General features: G+C 72.2%; 10 protein-coding genes. 5 read left to right on the forward strand and 5 right to left on the reverse strand.

All coding sequences use genetic code 11. The features are described 5' to 3' along the window. Nucleotides 1-52: 52 nt before the first annotated feature. From uvrC to uvrA, 3 genes are read right to left on the reverse strand one after another with little or no spacing between them, the layout of a single operon-like run. The gene (gene uvrC, locus K330_RS0110765) at nt 53-2020 is read right to left on the reverse strand and encodes an excinuclease ABC subunit UvrC (RefSeq protein WP_022921838.1); all 1968 of its coding nucleotides are present in this window, start codon (nt 2018-2020) and stop codon (nt 53-55) included. Continuing rightward, entirely contained in the window at nt 2013-2507 is a 495-nt protein-coding gene (locus K330_RS0110770) for a Rieske (2Fe-2S) protein (RefSeq protein WP_022921839.1), read from the reverse strand. Before K330_RS0110770 ends, uvrC begins: the two co-directional genes overlap by 8 nt. A gap of 10 nt (nt 2508-2517) precedes the next feature. After that, nucleotides 2518-5529, reverse strand: a complete 3012-nt coding sequence (gene uvrA / locus K330_RS20675) for an excinuclease ABC subunit UvrA (protein ID WP_022921840.1) — start codon at nt 5527-5529, stop codon at nt 2518-2520. A gap of 156 nt (nt 5530-5685) precedes the next feature. Between uvrA and gltB the strand changes: the two genes are divergently transcribed. The 5 genes from gltB (at nt 5686) to K330_RS0110800 (ending at nt 15177) form a co-directional block, all read left to right on the forward strand. Continuing rightward, entirely contained in the window at nt 5686-10257 is a 4572-nt protein-coding gene (gene gltB, locus K330_RS0110780) for a glutamate synthase large subunit (protein ID WP_022921841.1), read from the forward strand. Next, nucleotides 10250-11707, forward strand: a complete 1458-nt coding sequence (locus K330_RS0110785; RefSeq protein ID WP_022921842.1) for a glutamate synthase subunit beta — start codon at nt 10250-10252, stop codon at nt 11705-11707. The genes gltB and K330_RS0110785 overlap by 8 nt, the downstream gene beginning before the upstream one ends. Before the next feature lie 165 nt (nt 11708-11872). Further along, nucleotides 11873-13579, forward strand: coding sequence for an FAD-dependent monooxygenase (locus K330_RS20680; RefSeq protein ID WP_022921843.1), 1707 nt, complete (start codon nt 11873-11875; stop codon nt 13577-13579). Nucleotides 13580-13588: 9 nt separating this feature from the next. Continuing rightward, nucleotides 13589-14287 carry an MBL fold metallo-hydrolase gene (locus K330_RS0110795; protein WP_022921844.1) on the forward strand — a complete coding sequence of 233 codons (699 nt, stop codon included), beginning with the start codon at nt 13589-13591 and terminating at the stop codon, nt 14285-14287. Next, nucleotides 14281-15177: an EamA family transporter gene (locus tag K330_RS0110800; protein WP_051145561.1), complete on the forward strand. Its 897-nt coding sequence runs from the start codon at nt 14281-14283 to the stop codon at nt 15175-15177. Before K330_RS0110795 ends, K330_RS0110800 begins: the two co-directional genes overlap by 7 nt. Here K330_RS0110800 and K330_RS20685 read toward each other — a convergent pair. Together K330_RS20685 and uvrB are read right to left on the reverse strand one after the other, a co-directional pair. Next, nucleotides 15174-16337: a TerC family protein gene (locus tag K330_RS20685; protein ID WP_022921846.1), complete on the reverse strand. Its 1164-nt coding sequence runs from the start codon at nt 16335-16337 to the stop codon at nt 15174-15176. The two genes, K330_RS0110800 and K330_RS20685, sit on opposite strands and share 4 nt — an antisense overlap. 220 nt (nt 16338-16557) lie before the next feature. Next, nucleotides 16558-18663, reverse strand: a complete 2106-nt coding sequence (uvrB, locus tag K330_RS0110810; protein WP_022921847.1) for an excinuclease ABC subunit UvrB — start codon at nt 18661-18663, stop codon at nt 16558-16560. Nucleotides 18664-18673: the final 10 nt, after the last annotated feature.

The raw sequence follows: 18673 nt of genomic DNA on the forward strand, positions 1-18673 counted from the left end.
GGCTGGCGGGCGGCACGGCCCGCGGAGGAGGTGGGCACCGGCGGTGGACGCCTCACTCCAGGACCTCGCCGGTACTCAGGTTAACCGCCGGGCCCGGCTCGGTGCCGTGGAGGCGGGCGACGACGGCCGTGGCGACCGCCGCGCCGATCCCCGGCACCTCCTGGAGGTCCTCGACGCTGGCCCTGCGCAACGCCTTGACCGACCCGAACCGGGCCAGGAGCGCCTGCTGGCGGGCCTTGCCCAGACCGGGTATGCCGTCGAGCTGGCTGGTGGTCATCGACCGTGAGCGTCGCTGCCGGTGGAAGGCGTTGGCGAAGCGGTGCGCCTCGTCGCGGACGCGCTGCAGCAGGTAGAGGCTCTCGCTGGTGCGGGGCAGCACGACGGGGTGGTCCTGGCCGGGCACCCAGACCTCCTCCAGCCGCTTGGCCAGCCCGACGACGGCCACGTCCTGCACCCCGACCTGCCGCAGGGCGGCCTGCGCGGCGTTGACCTGCGGCAGGCCACCGTCGACGACCACCAGGTTGGGCGGGTAGCGGAACTTGGCGCTGCGCGCGTCGTCGCCCGCCGGCGCCCCTGCCGCGTCGGCGGCCCCTCCCCCCGGAGGTCCGGGCTCGGGCAGCGCACGGCTGCCGGCCGAGAGAAGGTGACGGAACCGCCGGGTCAGCACCTCGTGCATCGCGGCCGTGTCGTCGCCGGTGCCGTCGCGCACGATGAACCGGCGGTACTCGGACTTGCGTGCCAGACCGTCCTCGAAGACCACCATGGACCCGACGACGTCGCTGCCCTGGACGTGGCTGATGTCGAAGGACTCGATGCGCAGCGGCGCCTCCTCGAGCTCCAGCATCTCCTGGAGGTCCTGCAGGGCCTGGGAGCGCAGCGTCAGGTCGCCCGAGCGGGCCACCTTGTGGCGGGCCAGGGACTGCTCGGCGTTGCGGGCCACGGTCTGCATCAGCGTGCGCTTGTCGCCGCGCTGGGGCACCCGCACCCGCACCCGCGACCCCCGCAGCCCGGTGAGCCACGCCTCCAGCTCGGCATGGTCGGCGGGGGTGACCGGGACGAGCACCTCGCGCGGCACGTCCTCGCCGCGCTCCCCGCCGTAGACCTGCTGCAGCAGGTGCTCGACGATCGACCCGAGGTCCTCGGCCCCCTTCTCCGAGACCCAGCCCCGCTGCCCGCGGACGCGGCCACCACGCACGTGGAAGACCTGGACAGCCACCTCGAGCTCGTCGTCGGCCAGGGCGTAGACGTCGGCGTCCGTGGCGTCGGGCAGCACCACGGCAGAGCGCTCGAGCGCCCGCCGCAGGGCACCGACGTCGTCGCGCAGCCGGGCCGCGGTCTCGAAGTCGAGCTCGGCGGAGGCGTCCTTCATCTGCCGCTCGAGGCGCCGGACGAAGCGCTGGGTGTCGCCGGCCATGAAGTCGCAGAAGTCCTCGGCGATGTCACGGTGCTCCTCCGCGCTGACCCGGCCCACGCAGGGCGCCGAGCACTTGTCGATGTAGCCCAGCAGGCACGGCCGACCGCTCTGCTCGGCCCGCCGGAACACACCCTTGGAGCACGTGCGGACCGGAAAGACCCGCAGCAGGGTGTCGAGGGTCTCGCGGATCGCCCACGCGTGCGCGTAGGGCCCGAAGTAGCGGGTCCCGGGCCGCTTCGCACCGCGCATCACCTGGGCCCGGGGGTACTCCTCCCCCATGGTCACCGCGAGGTAGGGGTAGGACTTGTCGTCGCGGTACTTGACGTTGAAGCGGGGGTCGAACTCCTTGATCCAGGAGTACTCGAGCTGCAGCGCCTCGACCTCGTTGCGCACGACGGTCCACTCGACGCTGGCCCCCGTCGTGACCATCTGGCGGGTCCGGGGGTGCAGGGCCCCCAGGTCCTGGAAGTAGGAGGAGAGCCGCGAGCGCAGCGACCGGGCCTTGCCGACGTAGATAACCCGGCCGTGCTGGTCGCGGAACCGGTAGACGCCGGGCTCGGTCGGGATCTCGCCGGGGCGCGGACGGTAGCTGGCGGGGTCAGCCACGGATCTGGAGGTCGTCCCCGTCGCGGGTCACCGTCAGCGCCCGCAGGCCGGTCGGGGCAGGGCCGCCGACCACGTCGCCCGTCGCCGGGTCGAACTCGCTGCCGTGGCAGGGGCAGACGAGGACACCGTCGTCGAAGGAGGACGTCGCGCAACCCTGGTGCGGACAGGTGGCGTCGAAGGCCCGGTAGTCGTCCTGCGAGGGGTGGGTCACCACGACCTTGGCGTCGCCGTAGTAGGTGGCTTCGCCGACGGCCGTGTCGGCCACCGGGACGGTCACGGTCCCGTCGTCGGCCACGGTGGGCCCGGTGGCCTGCCCGTCGCCGCTGCCGCAGGCGGTCAGGGCCGCCGAGGCCGGGGCCAGCGCGGACAGCCCCGCCGCGGCACACAGCACCGTCCGGCGGGAGGCGCAGCACGAGCCGCCCGTGCCGCCGGAGGTCACCGGCGACCCGCCCCGCGCGGGGCCGGTGTCGGTCGGCTGGTCGGGCATCGGCCCCTCCTCAGGCGCTCGTGCGGCGTCGGTCGGCGGCGACGCCGTGACCGCGTCGGTCGGACTCGAGCAACGGTGCGAGGAAGGCCCCCGTGTGGCTCGTCGGGTGGTCGGCGACCCGCTCGGGCGTCCCCTCGACCACGACCGTACCGCCGCCGCTGCCGCCCTCGGGGCCCATGTCGACCAGCCAGTCGGCCGACTTGATGACGTCGAGGTTGTGCTCGATGACGATGACCGTGTTCCCCTTGTCGACCAGGCCCTGCAGCACGCCCAGCAGCCTGTTGATGTCCTCGAAGTGCAGACCGGTGGTCGGCTCGTCGAGCACGTAGATGGTCCGGCCCGAGGAGCGCTTCTGCAGCTCCGCCGCCAGCTTGACCCGCTGGGCCTCGCCGCCGGACAGCGTGGTGGCCGGCTGGCCCAGGCGCACGTAGCCCAGGCCGACCTGGACCAGCGTGGTCAGGTGGCGGCTGATCACCGGCACCGCCGCGAAGAACTCGGCCGCCTCCTCGATGGGCATGTCGAGGACGTCGGCGATCGTCCTGCCCTTGAAGTGCACCTCGAGGGTCTCGCGGTTGTAGCGCCGGCCGTGGCACACCTCGCAGGGCACGTAGACGTCGGGCAGGAAGTTCATCTCGATCTTGAGCGTCCCGTCGCCCGAGCATGCCTCGCACCGACCGCCCTTGACGTTGAACGAGAAGCGGCCGGGCAGGTAGCCCCGCACCTTGGCCTCGGTGGTCTCCGCGAAGAGCCGGCGGACGTGGTCGAAGACACCCGTGTAGGTCGCGGGGTTGCTCCGCGGCGTCCGGCCGATCGGGCTCTGGTCGACGTGCACCACCTTGTCGAGGGCGTCCAGCCCCTCCACCCGCCGGTGCCGGCCCGGGACGTGGCGCGCGCCGTTGAGCTGGTTGGCGAGCACGTGGTAGAGGATGTCGTTGACCAGCGTGGACTTGCCCGATCCGGAGACGCCCGTCACCGCGACGAGGTTGCCCAGCGGGAACGAGACGTCGACGTTGCGCAAATTGTTCTCCCGCGCGCCGCGCACGGTCACGACCCGGCCGTCCTGGGGCCGTCGCTGCGCCGGCACGGGGATGGACCGGCGGCCCGAAAGGTACTGGCCCGTCAGCGAGGTGGGGTGGGTCCGCAGCCCCTCGACCGAGCCGCTGTGCACCACGTGGCCGCCGTGCTCCCCCGCGCCGGGGCCGATGTCGACGACCCAGTCGGCCATCCCGATGGTGTCCTCGTCGTGCTCGACGACGATGAGCGTGTTGCCGAGGTCGCGCAGCCGCGTCAGGGTCTCGATCAGCCGGTGGTTGTCGCGCTGGTGCAGCCCGATGCTCGGCTCGTCCAGGACGTAGAGCACGCCGACCAGGCCCGAGCCGATCTGCGTCGCCAGCCGGATGCGCTGGGCCTCCCCTCCGGAGAGGGTGCCCGCCGGGCGCGCCAGGGACAGGTAGTCCAGGCCCACGTCGAGCAGGAAGCCCAGGCGCGCGGCGATCTCGCGGTTGACCTGGGCCGAGATCGCCTGCTCCCGCGGCGTCCACTCGACCGAGGCGAGGAACTCGGCGCACTCGTCGATCGGCATCTCGCAGACCTCGGCGATGCTGCGGCCACCGATGTGCACGGCCAGGATCTCCGGCTTGAGCCGGGCCCCTTTGCACGCCGGGCACGGCACCTCGCGCATGAAGCCCTCGTAGCGCTCGCGGCTGCTGTCGGACTCCGTCTCGGAGTGCTTGCGCTTGATGTAGGGGATGACCCCCTCGAAGCCGGTGGAGTAGCTGCGCTCGCGCCCGAAGCGGTTGCGGTAGCGGACGTGGACCTTGTGCTTGTAGCCGTGCAGGATCGCGTCCTTGGCCCGTCCGGGCAGCTGGCGCCAGGGGACGTCGAGGGCGAACTTCAGGTCCTCGCCCAGCCCGCCGAGCACCCGCTGGTGGTACTCGTTGAGCCCGGCGGTGGTGGACCAGGGGATGATCGCCCCCTCGAGGATCGAGGTGTCCTCGCTGCGGATGACCAGCTCGGGGTCGACCTCGAGCTCCGAGCCGATGCCGGTGCACTCGGCGCACGCCCCGAACGGGCTGTTGAAGGAGAAGCTGCGCGGCTCCAGCTCGTCGACGCTCAGCGGATGCTCGTTGGGGCAGGCCATCCGCTCGGAGAACCGGCGCTCCTGGGGCAGGGGACGCCCGTCGGCGTCGACGGGGGCCGGGCGCCCCGAGGCCGTCTCCTCCCCGGGCGAGGCCGGGGCGTCGGGGAACTCCGCGACCACGAGCCCGTCCGCCAGGCGCAGCGCGGTCTCGACGGAGTCGGTGAGCCGCCGCAGGTGCGCGCTGTCGGGCGAGCCGTCGGGCGTCTGCCTGGCGACGAGGCGGTCGACCACCACCTCGATCGTGTGCTTCTTCTGCTTCTCCAGGGTGGGCGGGGCGGACAGCTGCACGACCTCGCCGTCGACCCGCGCCCGGGCGAAGCCGGAGGCCTGCAGCTCGGAGAACAGGTCGACGAACTCCCCCTTGCGGCCGCGCACGACGGGGGCCAGCAGCTGGAAGCGCACCCCGTCAGGCAGCTCGAGGAGCCGGTCGACGATCTGCTGGGCCGTCTGGCGCTCGACGGGCTCGCCGCAGACCGGGCAGTGCGGGCGACCCACCCGGGCGAAGAGCAGGCGCAGGTAGTCGTAGACCTCGGTGATCGTGCCGACGGTCGAGCGAGGGTTGCGGTTGGTCGACTTCTGGTCGATCGACACCGCCGGGGACAACCCCTCGATGAAGTCGACGTCGGGCTTGTCGAGCTGACCCAGGAACATCCGCGCGTAGGCCGACAGGGACTCGACGTAGCGGCGCTGGCCCTCGGCGAAGATCGTGTCGAACGCCAGGCTGGACTTGCCCGACCCCGACAGCCCGGTGAAGACCACCAGCGAGTCGCGCGGGATGTCCACGGAGACGTCCTTGAGATTGTGCTCGCGGGCACCCCGCACCTCGATCCGGTCGTGGCGCGGACGGACGGGCGCAGGCGTGTTGACGGGAGTGGTGGGCACGGGTCAACTGTAGGTCGCTCCGCCGACACACCCGAACCAGAACGACCTTTCATGCACACCCATGCATATGTATGCTGCTCCCACTCCTTCGTCGGGCAGCGCCGCCCGCACGTTCCGTCCGGCGCCCCTGGTTGCCCAGTCCAGATCGGGATCCCCATGTCCTCGACGACGTCCACCAGCCCTGCCGTCCTCGGCCCACCGGGTCAGGGACTCTACGACGGCGCCCACGAGCACGACAGCTGCGGCGTCGCGTTCGTGGCCATGCTCGACGGCGTGCCCCGGCACTCCGTGGTCGAACAGGCCCTCACGGCGCTGCACAACCTCGACCACCGCGGTGCCGTGGGCGCCGAGGAGAACACCGGGGACGGTGCCGGCATCCTCACCCAGCTGCCCGACGCCTTCCTCCGCGCGGTGCTGCCCTTCGAGCTGCCCGAGCCCGGCCGCTACGCCGCGGGCATCGTCTTCCTGCCCGGCGACGGCACCGACCGCCAGGTGCAGGAGCAGGTGGAGCAGGTGGTCGCGGGCTCGGGCCTGCGGGTCCTGGGTTGGCGCGACGTGCCCGTCGTCAGCGAGATGATCGGGCCGACGGCCCTGTCCGTGATGCCGGTGATGCGCCAGCTGGTAGTGACCGGCGACGGCGCCGCAGCGCACGAGACCGGGCTGGACCTCGAGCGCAGGGTGTGGCTGTGCCGCAAGCGGATCGAGCGGAGCACGACGGCATACCCCGTGTCGCTGTCCACACGCACGATCACCTACAAGGGCATGCTCACCACGGACCAGCTGCCGCGGTGCTTCCCGGACCTGCTCGACGAGCGCTACGCCAGCGCCGTCGCGGTCGTGCACTCCCGCTTCTCCACCAACACCTTCCCCTCGTGGCCGCTGGCGCACCCCTACCGGGTGATCGCCCACAACGGGGAGATCAACACCGTCAAGGGCAACCGCAACTGGATGAACGCGCGCCAGTCGCGGCTGGAGAGCGAGGTCTTCCCAGGCCCTCTGGCCGACGCCCTGCCCATCTGCACCCCGGACGCCAGCGACTCCGCGACCTTCGACGAGGTGCTGGAGCTGCTCCACCTGGGCGGGCGCTCGCTGCCGCACGCGGTGCTGATGATGATCCCCGAGGCGTGGGAGAACCACGCCACGATGGACCCGTCCGTCCGCGCGTTCTACGAGTACCACTCGATGCTCATGGAGCCCTGGGACGGCCCGGCCAACCTGGTCTTCACCGACGGCACCGTCGTGGGCTCGGTGCTGGACCGCAACGGGCTGCGCCCCTCCCGCTGGTGGGTCACCGACGACGGCATGGTCGTCCTCGGCTCCGAGACCGGCCTGCTCCCCGTCCCGGACGAGAAGGTGGTGCGCAAGGGCCGCGTCAAGCCGGGCCGGATGTTCCTCGTGGACCTGGAGCGCGGGGAGATCGTCGACGACGACGCGCTCAAGCGCGACCTCGCCGCACGGCAGCCCTACCGAGAGTGGCTGGACGCCAACCTCGTGCGTCTGGAGACCCTCCCCGAGCAGGTGCACGTGCGGCACACCCACGCCTCGGTCGCCCGGCGCCAGCAGATCTTCGGCTACACCGAGGAGGAGCTGCGGGTGCTGCTCGCACCGATGGCGCAGACCGGCACCGAGCCGATCGGGGCCATGGGCACCGACACCCCGATCGCGGCCATCTCGGACCGGCCCCGCCTGCTCTTCGACTACTTCGTCGAGGCCTTCGCCCAGGTCACCAACCCCCCGCTGGACGCCATCCGCGAGGAGATCGTCACCTCCCTGGGCGGTTCCACCGGGCCCGAGCCCAACCTGCTCGAGGAGACCCCCGCGCACGCCCGTCAGGTCGTCCTCGACTTCCCGGTCATCGACAACGACCAGCTGGCCCAGCTGCGCCGGCTGACCATCGAGGGCCACCACGACCTCGGTGCCACGGTCGTCCGGGGCCTCTACCGCGTGGACGGCGGCGCCGCCGCGCTCGAGGCGCGCCTGACCGAGATCTGCGCCGAGGTGGACGCGGCGGTGGCCGACGGTGCGTTCTTCGTGGTCCTCTCCGACCGGCACGCCGACCGGGAGCAGGCGCCGATCCCCTCGCTGCTGCTCACCAGCGCCGTGCACCACCACCTCGTCCGCAACAACACCCGGACACGCGTCGGCCTGCTCGTGGAGGCCGGTGACGTGCGGGAGGTGCACCACGTGGCCACCCTCGTGGCCTACGGCGCGGCTGCGGTCAACCCCTACCTGGCGATGGAGACGGTGGAGAACCTCTGCTCGGCCGGCCAGCAGCTCGACGGGCTCGACCCGGACGTCGCGATCCGCAACCTCATCAAGGCCCTCGGCAAGGGCGTGCTGAAGGTGATGTCCAAGATGGGCATCTCCACCATCGCCTCCTACCGCGGCGCCCAGACCTTCGAGGCGGTGGGGCTGTGCCGCGAGCTCGTCGGCCGCTGGTTCACCGGCACGACGAGCCAGATCGACGGCGTCGGGCTGGACGTCCTGGCCCAGGAGGTGGCGCTGCGGCACGCCACCGCATACCCCCTCTCGGGCATCAGCCCCTACCACCGCACCCTCGAGGTCGGCGGTGAGTACCAGTGGCGGCGCGAGGGCCCGCCCCACCTGTTCAGCCCCGAGGCCGTCTTCCGGCTGCAGCACTCGACCCGCGAGCAGCGCTACGACATCTTCGAGCAGTACACCCGGCTCGTCGACGACCAGTCGGAGCGGCTGATGACCCTGCGCGGCCTGTTCTCCCTGCGACCCGACCGTGAGCCGGTCGACCTCGACGAGGTCGAGCCGGTCAGCGAGATCGTGAAGCGGTTCGCCACCGGCGCGATGTCCTACGGCTCGATCAGCCAGGAGGCGCACGAGACCCTCGCGATCGCGATGAACCGGCTGGGCGGCAAGTCCAACACCGGCGAGGGCGGCGAGGACGTCGAGCGCCTGCTCGACCCCGAGCGCCGCTCCGCCATCAAGCAGGTGGCCTCCGGCCGGTTCGGCGTGACCTCCGCCTACCTGGTGCACGCCGACGACATCCAGATCAAGATGGCCCAGGGCGCCAAGCCGGGCGAGGGCGGCCAGCTGCCGCCCGGCAAGGTCTACCCGTGGGTGGCCAGCACCCGGCACTCCACGCCGGGCGTGGGGCTGATCTCACCACCCCCGCACCACGACATCTACTCGATCGAGGACCTCAAGCAGCTCATCCACGACCTCAAGAACGCCAACCCCCGGGCCCGCATCCACGTCAAGCTGGTCAGCCAGGTCGGCGTCGGCACGGTGGCCGCGGGCGTGGCGAAGGCGAAGTCCGACGTGGTGCTGATCTCCGGCCACGACGGCGGCACCGGCGCGAGCCCGCTGACGTCGCTCAAGCACGCCGGCACCCCGTGGGAGCTGGGCCTGGCCGAGACGCAGCAGACGCTGCTGCTCAACGGGCTGCGCGACCGGATCGTGGTCCAGTGCGACGGCCAGCTCAAGACCGGTCGCGACGTGCTCGTCGCCGCGCTGCTCGGGGCCGAGGAGTTCGGCTTCGCGACCGCCCCCCTGGTCGTCTCCGGCTGCGTGATGATGCGGGTCTGCCACCTCGACACCTGCCCCGTGGGCGTCGCCACCCAGAACCCCGAGCTGCGCGCGCGCTACACCGGCAGGGCCGAGCACGTCGTCACCTTCTTCGAGTATGTGGCGCAGCAGGTCCGCGAGCTGCTCGCCTCGCTCGGCTACCGCAGCCTCGACGAGGTGGTGGGGCGGGCCGACCTGCTCGACACCAGCGCCGCCGTGCAGCACTGGAAGGCCCAGGGGCTCGACCTCTCGCCGGTCCTGCACGTGCCCGCCCTGCCGGAGGGCGCGGCCCGCCGGAGCGCGGCCGCGCAGGACCACGGGCTGGACGTCGCGCTGGACAACCTGCTCGTCGAGGCCGCGCGGCCCGCGCTCGAGCACGGCACCCCGGTCCGCGCCGAGTTCCCCGTCACCAACGTCAACCGGACGGTCGGCACGCTGCTCGGCCACCACGTCACGGTGGCGGCCGGCCCCGACGGGCTGCCGGACGGCACGGTCGACCTGACCCTCACGGGGTCGGCGGGGCAGTCCTTCGGCGCCTTCCTGCCCCGCGGCGTGACCCTGCGCCTGGTCGGCGACGCCAACGACTTCGTCGCCAAGGGCCTCTCGGGCGGCCGGGTCGTCGTGGCGCCCCCGCCGTCGGCGCCCTTCGCCGCCGACGAGCAGGTCATCGCCGGCAACGTGATCTGCTACGGCGCGACGTCCGGCCAGGTCAACCTGCGCGGCACGGTCGGCGAGCGCTTCTGCGTGCGCAACTCCGGCGCGACCGCGGTGGTCGAGGGGGTGGGCGACCACGCGCTGGAGTACATGACCGGCGGGCGCGTACTCATCCTCGGTCCCACCGGCCGCAACATCGGTGCGGGCATGTCCGGGGGCACGGCGTTCGTGCTCGACCTCGACCCCGACCTGGTGAACCCGCTGGCCGCCGCGAACCGCGACCTGCACCTGACGCCGCTGGCGCAGACCGGGCACGTGGACGAGGTGCGTGCCCTGCTCTCCGAGCACCTGGACCTCACCGGGAGCACCGTCGCGCAGGGCCTGCTGGCCGACGGCTCCTGGGCCGACCGCATCAGCGTCATCACCCCCCGCCAGTACGCCAGCGTCCTGCGCATCCGCCAGGAGGTCGAGGAACGCGGCGAGGACCCCAACGGCCCGCACGCCTGGCAGCTCATCCTGGAGGACTCCCGTGGCTGACCCCAAAGGCTTCCTGACCCACCGCGAGCGGGAGAACCGGCCCAGCCGTCCCGTGCCGGTCCGCATCCAGGACTGGAAGGAGGTGCACGGCGAGCAGGACACGAAGGTGCTGCAGCGCCAGGCCGGTCGCTGCATGGACTGCGGCATCCCGTTCTGCCACACCGGGTGCCCGCTGGGCAACCTCATCCCGGAGTGGAACGACCACACCCGCCGGGCCAACTTCGCCGACGCCATCGAACGGCTGCACGCGACGAACAACTTCCCGGAGTTCACCGGGCGGCTGTGCCCGGCCCCCTGCGAGACGGCCTGCGTGCTGGGCATCAACCAGCCGCCGGTCACCATCAAGCAGATCGAGGTCTCGATCATCGACCGGGCCTTCTCCAACGGTCGCGTCACGCCGCAGGAGCCGGAGTGGCTCAGCGGCAGGACCGTCGCGGTGGTCGGGTCCGGACCGGCCGGGCTGGCCGCCGCCCAGCAGCTGGGCCGGGCGGGGCACACCGTCGTCGTCCACGAACGCTCGGACGCCGTCGGTGGCCTCCTCCGCTACGGGATCCCCGAGTTCAAGATGGAGAAGTCGGTGCTCGACCGGCGCCTGGTGCAGCTGCGCGGGGAGGGGATCCGCTTCGTGACGGGCATGACGGTCGGTGGCGACGGGCCCGACGACCTGTCCCTGGCAGACCTGCGCGAGCGTTTCGACGCCGTCGTGCTGGCGACCGGGTCCACCGTGCCGCGGATGCTCGACGTGCCCGGTGCCGACCTCGACGGCGTCCACGCGGCGATGGACTACCTGGTCCCCGCCAACCGCGAGGCCCTCGGGTCCGAGCGTGGGATCGACGCCGAGGGCAAGGACGTCGTGATCATCGGCGGCGGCGACACCGGGGCCGACTGCCTCGGCACGGCCCACCGTCACGGTGCCCGCAGCGTCACCCAGCTGGAGATCCTGCCCACGCCCCCCGCGGACCGCCCGGCCTCCCAGCCGTGGCCCACCTACCCGATGCTCTACAAGGTCTCGGAGGCCCACGAGGAGGGCGGCGAGCGCGCCTACGGCGTCTCCACCGTGGAGGTCCTGGGCCAGGACGGCCGGGTCAGCGGGCTGAGGCTCGCCGACGCCCGCTTCGTGGACGGCCGCGTCGAGCTCGTCCCGGGCACCGAGCGGGAGATCCCGGCCCAGCTGGTCCTGCTGGCGATGGGGTTCGTGGGCCCCGACGAGACCGCGGCCCCCGCCGACGTCGTCCCGCGCACCACCCGCAACACCTACGAGCGGGACGCCTCCTTCGCCACGCCGCTGGAGGGTGTGTTCGCGGCGGGTGACTGCGGACGTGGGCAGTCGCTCATCGTCTGGGCCATCGCCGAGGGACGGGCGGCGGCGGCCGCTGTCGACCGCTACCTCACCGGGACGACGACGCTGCCCGCACCGGTCCGACCGACCGACCGTCCGCTCACGGTCTGACCGGCTCCGCCCGCCCCGTCCGGGCCCGCCCGGCACGGGACCGGCCTGCGTCACCAGGTATGCCGTTCCCGCCTCCGGAGGGGTGGGAACGGCATACGCTGAGGATGGGCCGGACGGAGCAGGCAGCCCGGCGCAGGTGCACGGCCACCGGAAGGAGAGGCCGGGATGGACACGCTGTCGGCGACGGGGAGAGAAGACCACCTGCCCGGTGAGGACCGGGTCCTGGTCGTCGGTGCCGGACCGGTCGGACAGACGGCAGCCCTCCTGCTGGCGCGGCACGGCATCCCCGTGACCGTGCTGGAGGCCCGGCGGGCCCGGGACACGACCGGCAGCCGGTCCCTGTGCCAGCAGCGCGACGTGCTCGACGTCTGGTCGTGGTGCGGCGCCGGGGCGATCGTGCGGGAGGGTCTCACGTGGACGCGCACCCGCACCTTCTACCGCGACGTCGAGCTCGCAGCGGTCGAGACGCGCGATCCCGGGGCGAGCCCGTTGCCGGCCTTCGTCAACATCTCCCAGGCCCGCACCGAGGCCGTCCTCGACGCGCTCCTGGCCGCCTCACCCCTCGTCGACGTGCGCTGGGGCTACGAGGTGGAGGCTCTCCAGGAGGGCCCCGACGGTGTCACTGCGGTGGCTCGCACCGCCCGGGGAACGCAGCGGGTCACGGGCAGGTATGCGGTGGCCTGCGCGGGCGCACGGGGCCGGACGGTGCGCGGCTCGCTCGGAGTGAGCTTCCCGGGGCGTACCTACGAGGACACCTTCCTGGTCGCCGACGTGCGCACCCACCTGCCGGGATGGGAGGAGGAGCGCCGGTTCTACTTCGACCCGTCCTGGAACCGCGGACGTCAGGTGCTCATCAACCCCTGCCCCGGCTCGGTGCTGCGCATCGACTGGCAGGTCGACCGGGAGGTGGACCTGGCCCAGGAGCAGCAGGAGGGCAGCCTGCACCGCCGCATCTCCCAGGTCGTCGGTGGCCGACCCTACGAGCTGGCCTGGGCCTCGCTCTACCGGTTCCACGCCCGGGTCGCCTCCCGTTTCCGCGTGGGACGGGTCTTCCTGGCCGGCGACCTGGCCCATCAGTTCTCCCCCTTCGGCGCGCGGGGGCTCAACGCCGGCGTCGCCGACGTCGACAACCTGGCCTGGAAGCTCGCCGCCGTCCTGCAGGGGTGGGCACCGCCCCGGCTGCTGGACAGCTACGAGCACGAACGGACCGGCGCCGCGCGCGAGAACGCCATCGTCACGGCCGCGACGATGGACTTCCTGATCCCCCGGTCCGAGGCGGACCGGGCGCGGCGCCGGGCGGTCCTCGAACGGGCGGTGCACGACCCGCGGGCCCGCCGGCAGGTCGACTCCGGCCGCCTCTACGAGTCGTTCTGGTACGTCGACTCGCCGCTGACCACGCCGGACCCCGGCCGACCGTGGCCCGGGCGCCCCACCGTACCCGGGTGCCCGGCCCCGGTGCCGGGGGTCATCGTGCCGGACAGCGAGGTCGTCGGCCCCTCCCTGCCGCCGGACACCGGCGTCGGGGCCGGGCCCGTGCGTCTGCGGGACCTCGTCCGCGGCCGGGTCTCGGTGCTCACCGCCGACCCGGACCGGGCCGCGGCCGCCCTCCGGGCGCTGCGTGGCGCCCTCCCCCCGAGGACACCGGTGGGCGCCGTGGACCTGTCCGGGCTGGAGGGGGCCCGTGCGGTGCAGGAGGCCCTGGAGTGGGAGCGGGGAGACCTGTGGCTCGTCCGGCCGGACGCGCACCTGGTGGCCCGGACCAGCAGCGTCGAGGGCCTGGTCGCCGCCGCGAGGACGCTGCTCTGCCTGGACGAGCCGCTCGACCGCCGCGGTCCCTCCGGGGTGGCGCCGGGCCCGCCGGGTGGTCCGTAGACTCGCCGCATGAGTGCAGACTCCGAGGACCGCGGTCACGTCTCGCCCGGTGCCGCGCCGTGGCGGCTCGACCTGCCCGGCGCGGTCGTGCACAAGCTCAGCGTGTCCGACATGGACAACAACGTCTACCTGGTCGGCTGCACCGTCACCGGTCAGCGCCTGCTCGTCGACGCCGCCGACGACGCGCCCCGCATCCTCGACCTGCTCCGCGAGACCGCACCGCAGGCGGACCCCGACGGGACGCTCCTGGGGCAGGTCGTGACCACGCACCAGCACTGGGACCACCACCGGGCGCTGGCGGCGGTCGTCGAGGCCACCGGTGCGACGACGCTGGCCGGTGCCGAGGACGCCGACGCCCTGCCGGTACGGGTCGACCGGCGCCTGGCCGACGGTGACACCGTGGCGGTCGGCGACCTCCGTCTCGACGTCGTCGGGCTGCGCGGGCACACCCCGGGGTCGGTGGCGCTGGCGCTCACCGCCGGGGGTGACGTGCCGCGGACGGTCATCCTCACCGGCGACAGCCTCTTCCCGGGCGGGCCGGGCAGGACCCCGGACCAGGCCGCCTTCACCTCGCTCATGGACGACCTCGAGGCGCGCGTCTTCGGGATGTACGACGATGCGGCGCTCGTGCTGCCCGGGCACGGCGACAACACCACCCTGGGGCAGGAGCGGCCGCACCTGGCCGGCTGGCGGGCACGAGGCTGGTGACGGCTCCCACCCCGACCCCGGCCACCGCACCCGGGGTCCACCCCGTCGTGCTCGTCCTGCTGGCCGTCGTCTCGGTCCAGTTCGGCGGCGCGCTGGCGGTGACCCTGCTGCCGCTCGTCGGGGTCTTCGGGTCGGTGGCGCTGCGTCTGGGCCTGGCGGCGCTCATCCTCGGCCTGGCGATCCGTCCACGGCTGCGCGGACGCAGCCGGAAGGACTGGGCCGTCGTCGGCCTGTTCGCGCTCGCGCTGTCGGCGATGAACCTCACGTTCTACGGCAGCCTCACCCGGCTGCCGATCGGGGTCGCCGTCACCATCGAGTTCCTCGGGCCCCTGGCCCTGGCCGCCGTGCTCTCCCGCCGCGCCCGGGACCTCGTCGCGGTGGCGGCAGCCCTCGTGGGTGTCGTCCTCATCTCCGAGGCCCTCACCACCCCCTGGTCCGAGCTGGACCTGGTCGGCATCGGTCTCGCCGCGGCTGCCGGCGCCTGCTGGGCGGCCTACATCGTCCTGAGCCGCCGGACCGGGGCCCGGTTCGCCGGGCTCGACGGCATCGCCCTGTGCATGCTCATCGGCACCGTGCTCACGCTGCCGGTCGGGCTGGCCACCGCAGGGTCTGCCCTGTGGCAGCCGGAGGCGCTGGTCAAGGGCCTCGGCATCGCCCTGCTGTCGTCCGCGATCCCCTACAGCCTCGAGCTCCTCGCGCTGCGGCGCCTGTCGCCCGGGACCTTCGGGGTGCTGCTGAGCCTGGAGCCCGCCGCGGCCGCACTGGCGGGGCTTCTCGTGCTCAGCCAGGTGCTGTCCCTGGTGCAGGTCCTGGGGATGACGCTGGTGGTCGTGGCGAGCGTGCTGGTGCTGGGCCGCAGGGGGTCACCCGCGACGCAGGCAGAGGCCTAGCGGTCCTCTCCCGGCCGGTCGCCCTGCTCGCCGCCGGGCCCGGGGTCCCCCGGCGCGGAGCTGTCGCCGCCGGGACGCCGCTGACGGTCCTCGTGCCGTTGCTGGGTCTCGCCGAAGAGGCTGACGTCGTCCAGGTGGAGGTCGTGCTCCTCGCGTCCGCCGACGGACGCGGGCACCCGGGCCCGGCCGCGGGTCTTGGCCAGGCTGGCGATGGCGGTGACGCCGAGGATCACCACGATGGCGCCGAGGGAGAACCAGATGGGGATGTCCCACACCGGCACGTGCTCGCCGCCGTTGATGAAGGGCAGCTCGTTCTCGTGCAGGGCGTGCAGGATGAGCTTGACGCCGATGAAGGCCAGGAGCACCGCCAGCCCCAGGCCCAGGTAGACCAGACGCTTGAGCAGGTCGCCGAGCAGGAAGTAGAGCTGGCGCAGGCCCATGAGGGCGAACACGTTGGCCATCAGCACCAGGTAGGGCTCCTGGGTGAGGCCGAAGATCGCGGGGATGGAGTCGAGCGCGAAGAGCAGGTCGGTGGTGCCGAGCGCGAGGATGACGATGAACATCGGGGTCAGCACCCGCTTGCCGTTCTCCACCACCCGCAGCTTGGTGCCGCCGTCCCAGGACTGCGTCACGGGGAAGCGCTTCTCGATGGCGCGCAGCAGGGCGTTCTCCTGGAACTCCTCGTCCTCCTCGTCGGCGTGCCCGATGTTCTCCTTGGCGAGCTTGACCGCCGTGTAGATCAGGAACGCACCGAAGAGGTAGAACACCCACGACCACTGGTTGATCGCCGCCGCGCCCACGAGGATGAAGATCGCCCGCATGATCAGAGCCATGACGATGCCGACCATCAGGGCGTACTGCTGGTACTTCCGCGGCACGCCGAACTTGGCCATGATGATGAGGAAGATGAACAGGTTGTCGACCGACAGGGAGTACTCCGTCAGCCACCCGGCGAAGAACTCACCGGCCAGCTGGCCACCGTTCGTCACCAGCACCCCCAGGCCGAAGAGAACGGCCAGCGCGACGTAGATCGACAGGGCGATGCTCACCTCGCGCCGCGACGGCTCGTGCGGACGACGCCCGAGCACGAGCAGGTCGAAGGCGAAGATCACGGCGACGATGACGAGGGTGAGGATCCACACCCACGAGGGGACGGTCATGCAGGCACCTTCCGGTCAGGCTCGACGGACCGGAGGTCTCTCCCGCACCGCGGACCCGAGGAGGGTCTGTTTCCGGTGCCGGCTCCCCGGGTCCGGCCGCCGCAGCGGTCCGGGCCGTCCTGACGAGGACGCCGCCGGGGATACTCCCCTCCGATGGACGCCGACCATTCTCGCACAGGCAGGAGCGCCCGGCCGCCGGACCGGACCGCGCCCGGGAGGATCAGCCGGTCGCCTCCCGCATCTGGCGCAGCTCCTTCTTCAGGTCCCCGATCTCGTCCCGCAGGCGGGCGGCCAGCTCGAAGTGCAGGTCGGTCGCGGCCTGGTGCATCTGGTCGGTGAGCTCGTGGATGAGCTGGGCCAGCTCGGTGGCGGGCAGACCGTCGGTCGCCCGGCGGTCGAGAGCCGAGCTGCCGACCGACGCGGCCGCGCCGCGTCCCCGGCCGGTGCCCCGGCTCTGGCGCCGGCCGCTGCCCATGAGGGCCTCGGTGTCGGCGTCCTCCCGCTCGAGCAGGTCGGTGATGTCGGCGATCTTCTTGCGCAGCGGCGTGGGGTCGATGCCGTGCTCGGCGTTGTAGGCGAGCTGCTTCTCGCGCCGCCGGTTGGTCTCCTCGATCGCCTCCTCCATCGACGGGGTGACGGTGTCGGCATACATGTGCACCTGACCGGAGACGTTGCGCGCGGCACGGCCGATCGTCTGGATAAGGGACCGGGCCGAGCGCAGGAAGCCCTCCTTGTCCGCGTCCAGGATGCTCACGAGGGACACCTCGGGCAGGTCCAGGCCCTCGCGCAGCAGGTTGATGCCGACGAGCACGTCATACTCCCCCAGCCGCAGCTCGCGCAGCAGCTCCACGCGGCGGAGCGTGTCCACCTCGGAGTGCAGGTAACGCACCCGCACCCCCTTGTCGAGGAGGTAGTCGGTGAGGTCCTCGGCCATCTTCTTGGTCAACGTGGTGACCAGGACCCGCTCGTCCTTGGCGGTGCGCTCGCCGATCTCGTGCAGCAGGTCGTCGATCTGTCCCTTGGTGGGCTTGAGCACCACCTGCGGGTCGACCAGCCCGGTGGGCCGGATGATCTGCTCCACGACGCCGTCGGACTTGGCCAGCTCGTACTCCCCCGGCGTCGCCGACAGGTAGACCGTCTGCCCGGTCCGCTCGAGGAACTCCTCCCACTTCAACGGCCGGTTGTCCATCGCGCTGGGCAGGCGGAAGCCGTGGTCCACGAGGGTGCGCTTGCGCGACATGTCGCCCTCGTACATGGCCCCGATCTGCGGCACGGTGACGTGGGACTCGTCGATGACGAGGAGGAAATCCTCGGGGAAGTAGTCGAGCAGGCAGTTGGGCGCCGTGCCGGGCGCGCGGCCGTCGATGTGGCTCGAGTAGTTCTCGATGCCCGAGCAGGAGCCGACCTGGCGCATCATCTCGATGTCGTAGGTCGTGCGCATGCGCAGACGCTGGGCCTCCAGCATCTTGCCCTCGCGCTCGAACCTGGCCAGCTGCTGCTCGAGCTCGGTCTCGATGCGTGCGATGGCCCGCTCCATCCGCTCCGGGCCGGCGACGTAGTGCGAGGCGGGGAAGACGTACATCTCCTGCTCCTCGCGCACCACCTCGCCGGTGAGCGGGTGGAGCGTGTAGAGACGGTCGATCTCGTCGCCGAAGAACTCGACGCGGACGGCCAGCTCCTCGTACTGCGGGATGATCTCGACGGTGTCGCCCCGCACCCGGAAGGTGCCCCGGGTGAAGGCCATGTCGTTGCGGGTGTACTGCATCCGGACGAACTGGCGCAGCAGGTCGTCGCGCTCGACGGTCTGCCCCACCTTGAGCCGCACCATCTGGTCGACGTACTCCTGAGGGGTGCCCAGGCCGTAGATGCACGACACCGAGGCCACCACGACGACGTCGCGGCGGGTGAGCAGGCTGTTGGTCGCCGAGTGCCGCAGCCGCTCCACCTCGTCGTTGATGGAGGAGTCCTTCTCGATGTAGGTGTCCGTCTGCGGGACGTAGGCCTCGGGCTGGTAGTAGTCGTAGTAGGACACGAAGTACTCGACCGCGTTGTGCGGCAGGAGCTCGCGGAACTCGTTGGCCAGCTGGGCGGCCAGCGTCTTGTTGGGCGCCATGACCAGGGTCGGGCGCTGGACCTGCTCGATCAGCCAGGCCGAGGTCGCCGACTTGCCGGTGCCGGTCGCGCCCAGGAGCACCACGTCCTGCTCCCCGCGGTTGATCCGCGCGGCGAGGTCGGTGATGGCGGCGGGCTGGTCACCGCTCGGCTCGAAGTCCGAGACGACGCGGAAGGGGTTGACCGTGCGCTGCAGGTCGGTCGTGGGTCGCATACCTCAACGC

This window comes from Ornithinimicrobium pekingense DSM 21552 (assembly GCF_000421185.1).
Taxonomy (GTDB): domain Bacteria; phylum Actinomycetota; class Actinomycetes; order Actinomycetales; family Dermatophilaceae; genus Ornithinicoccus; species Ornithinicoccus pekingensis.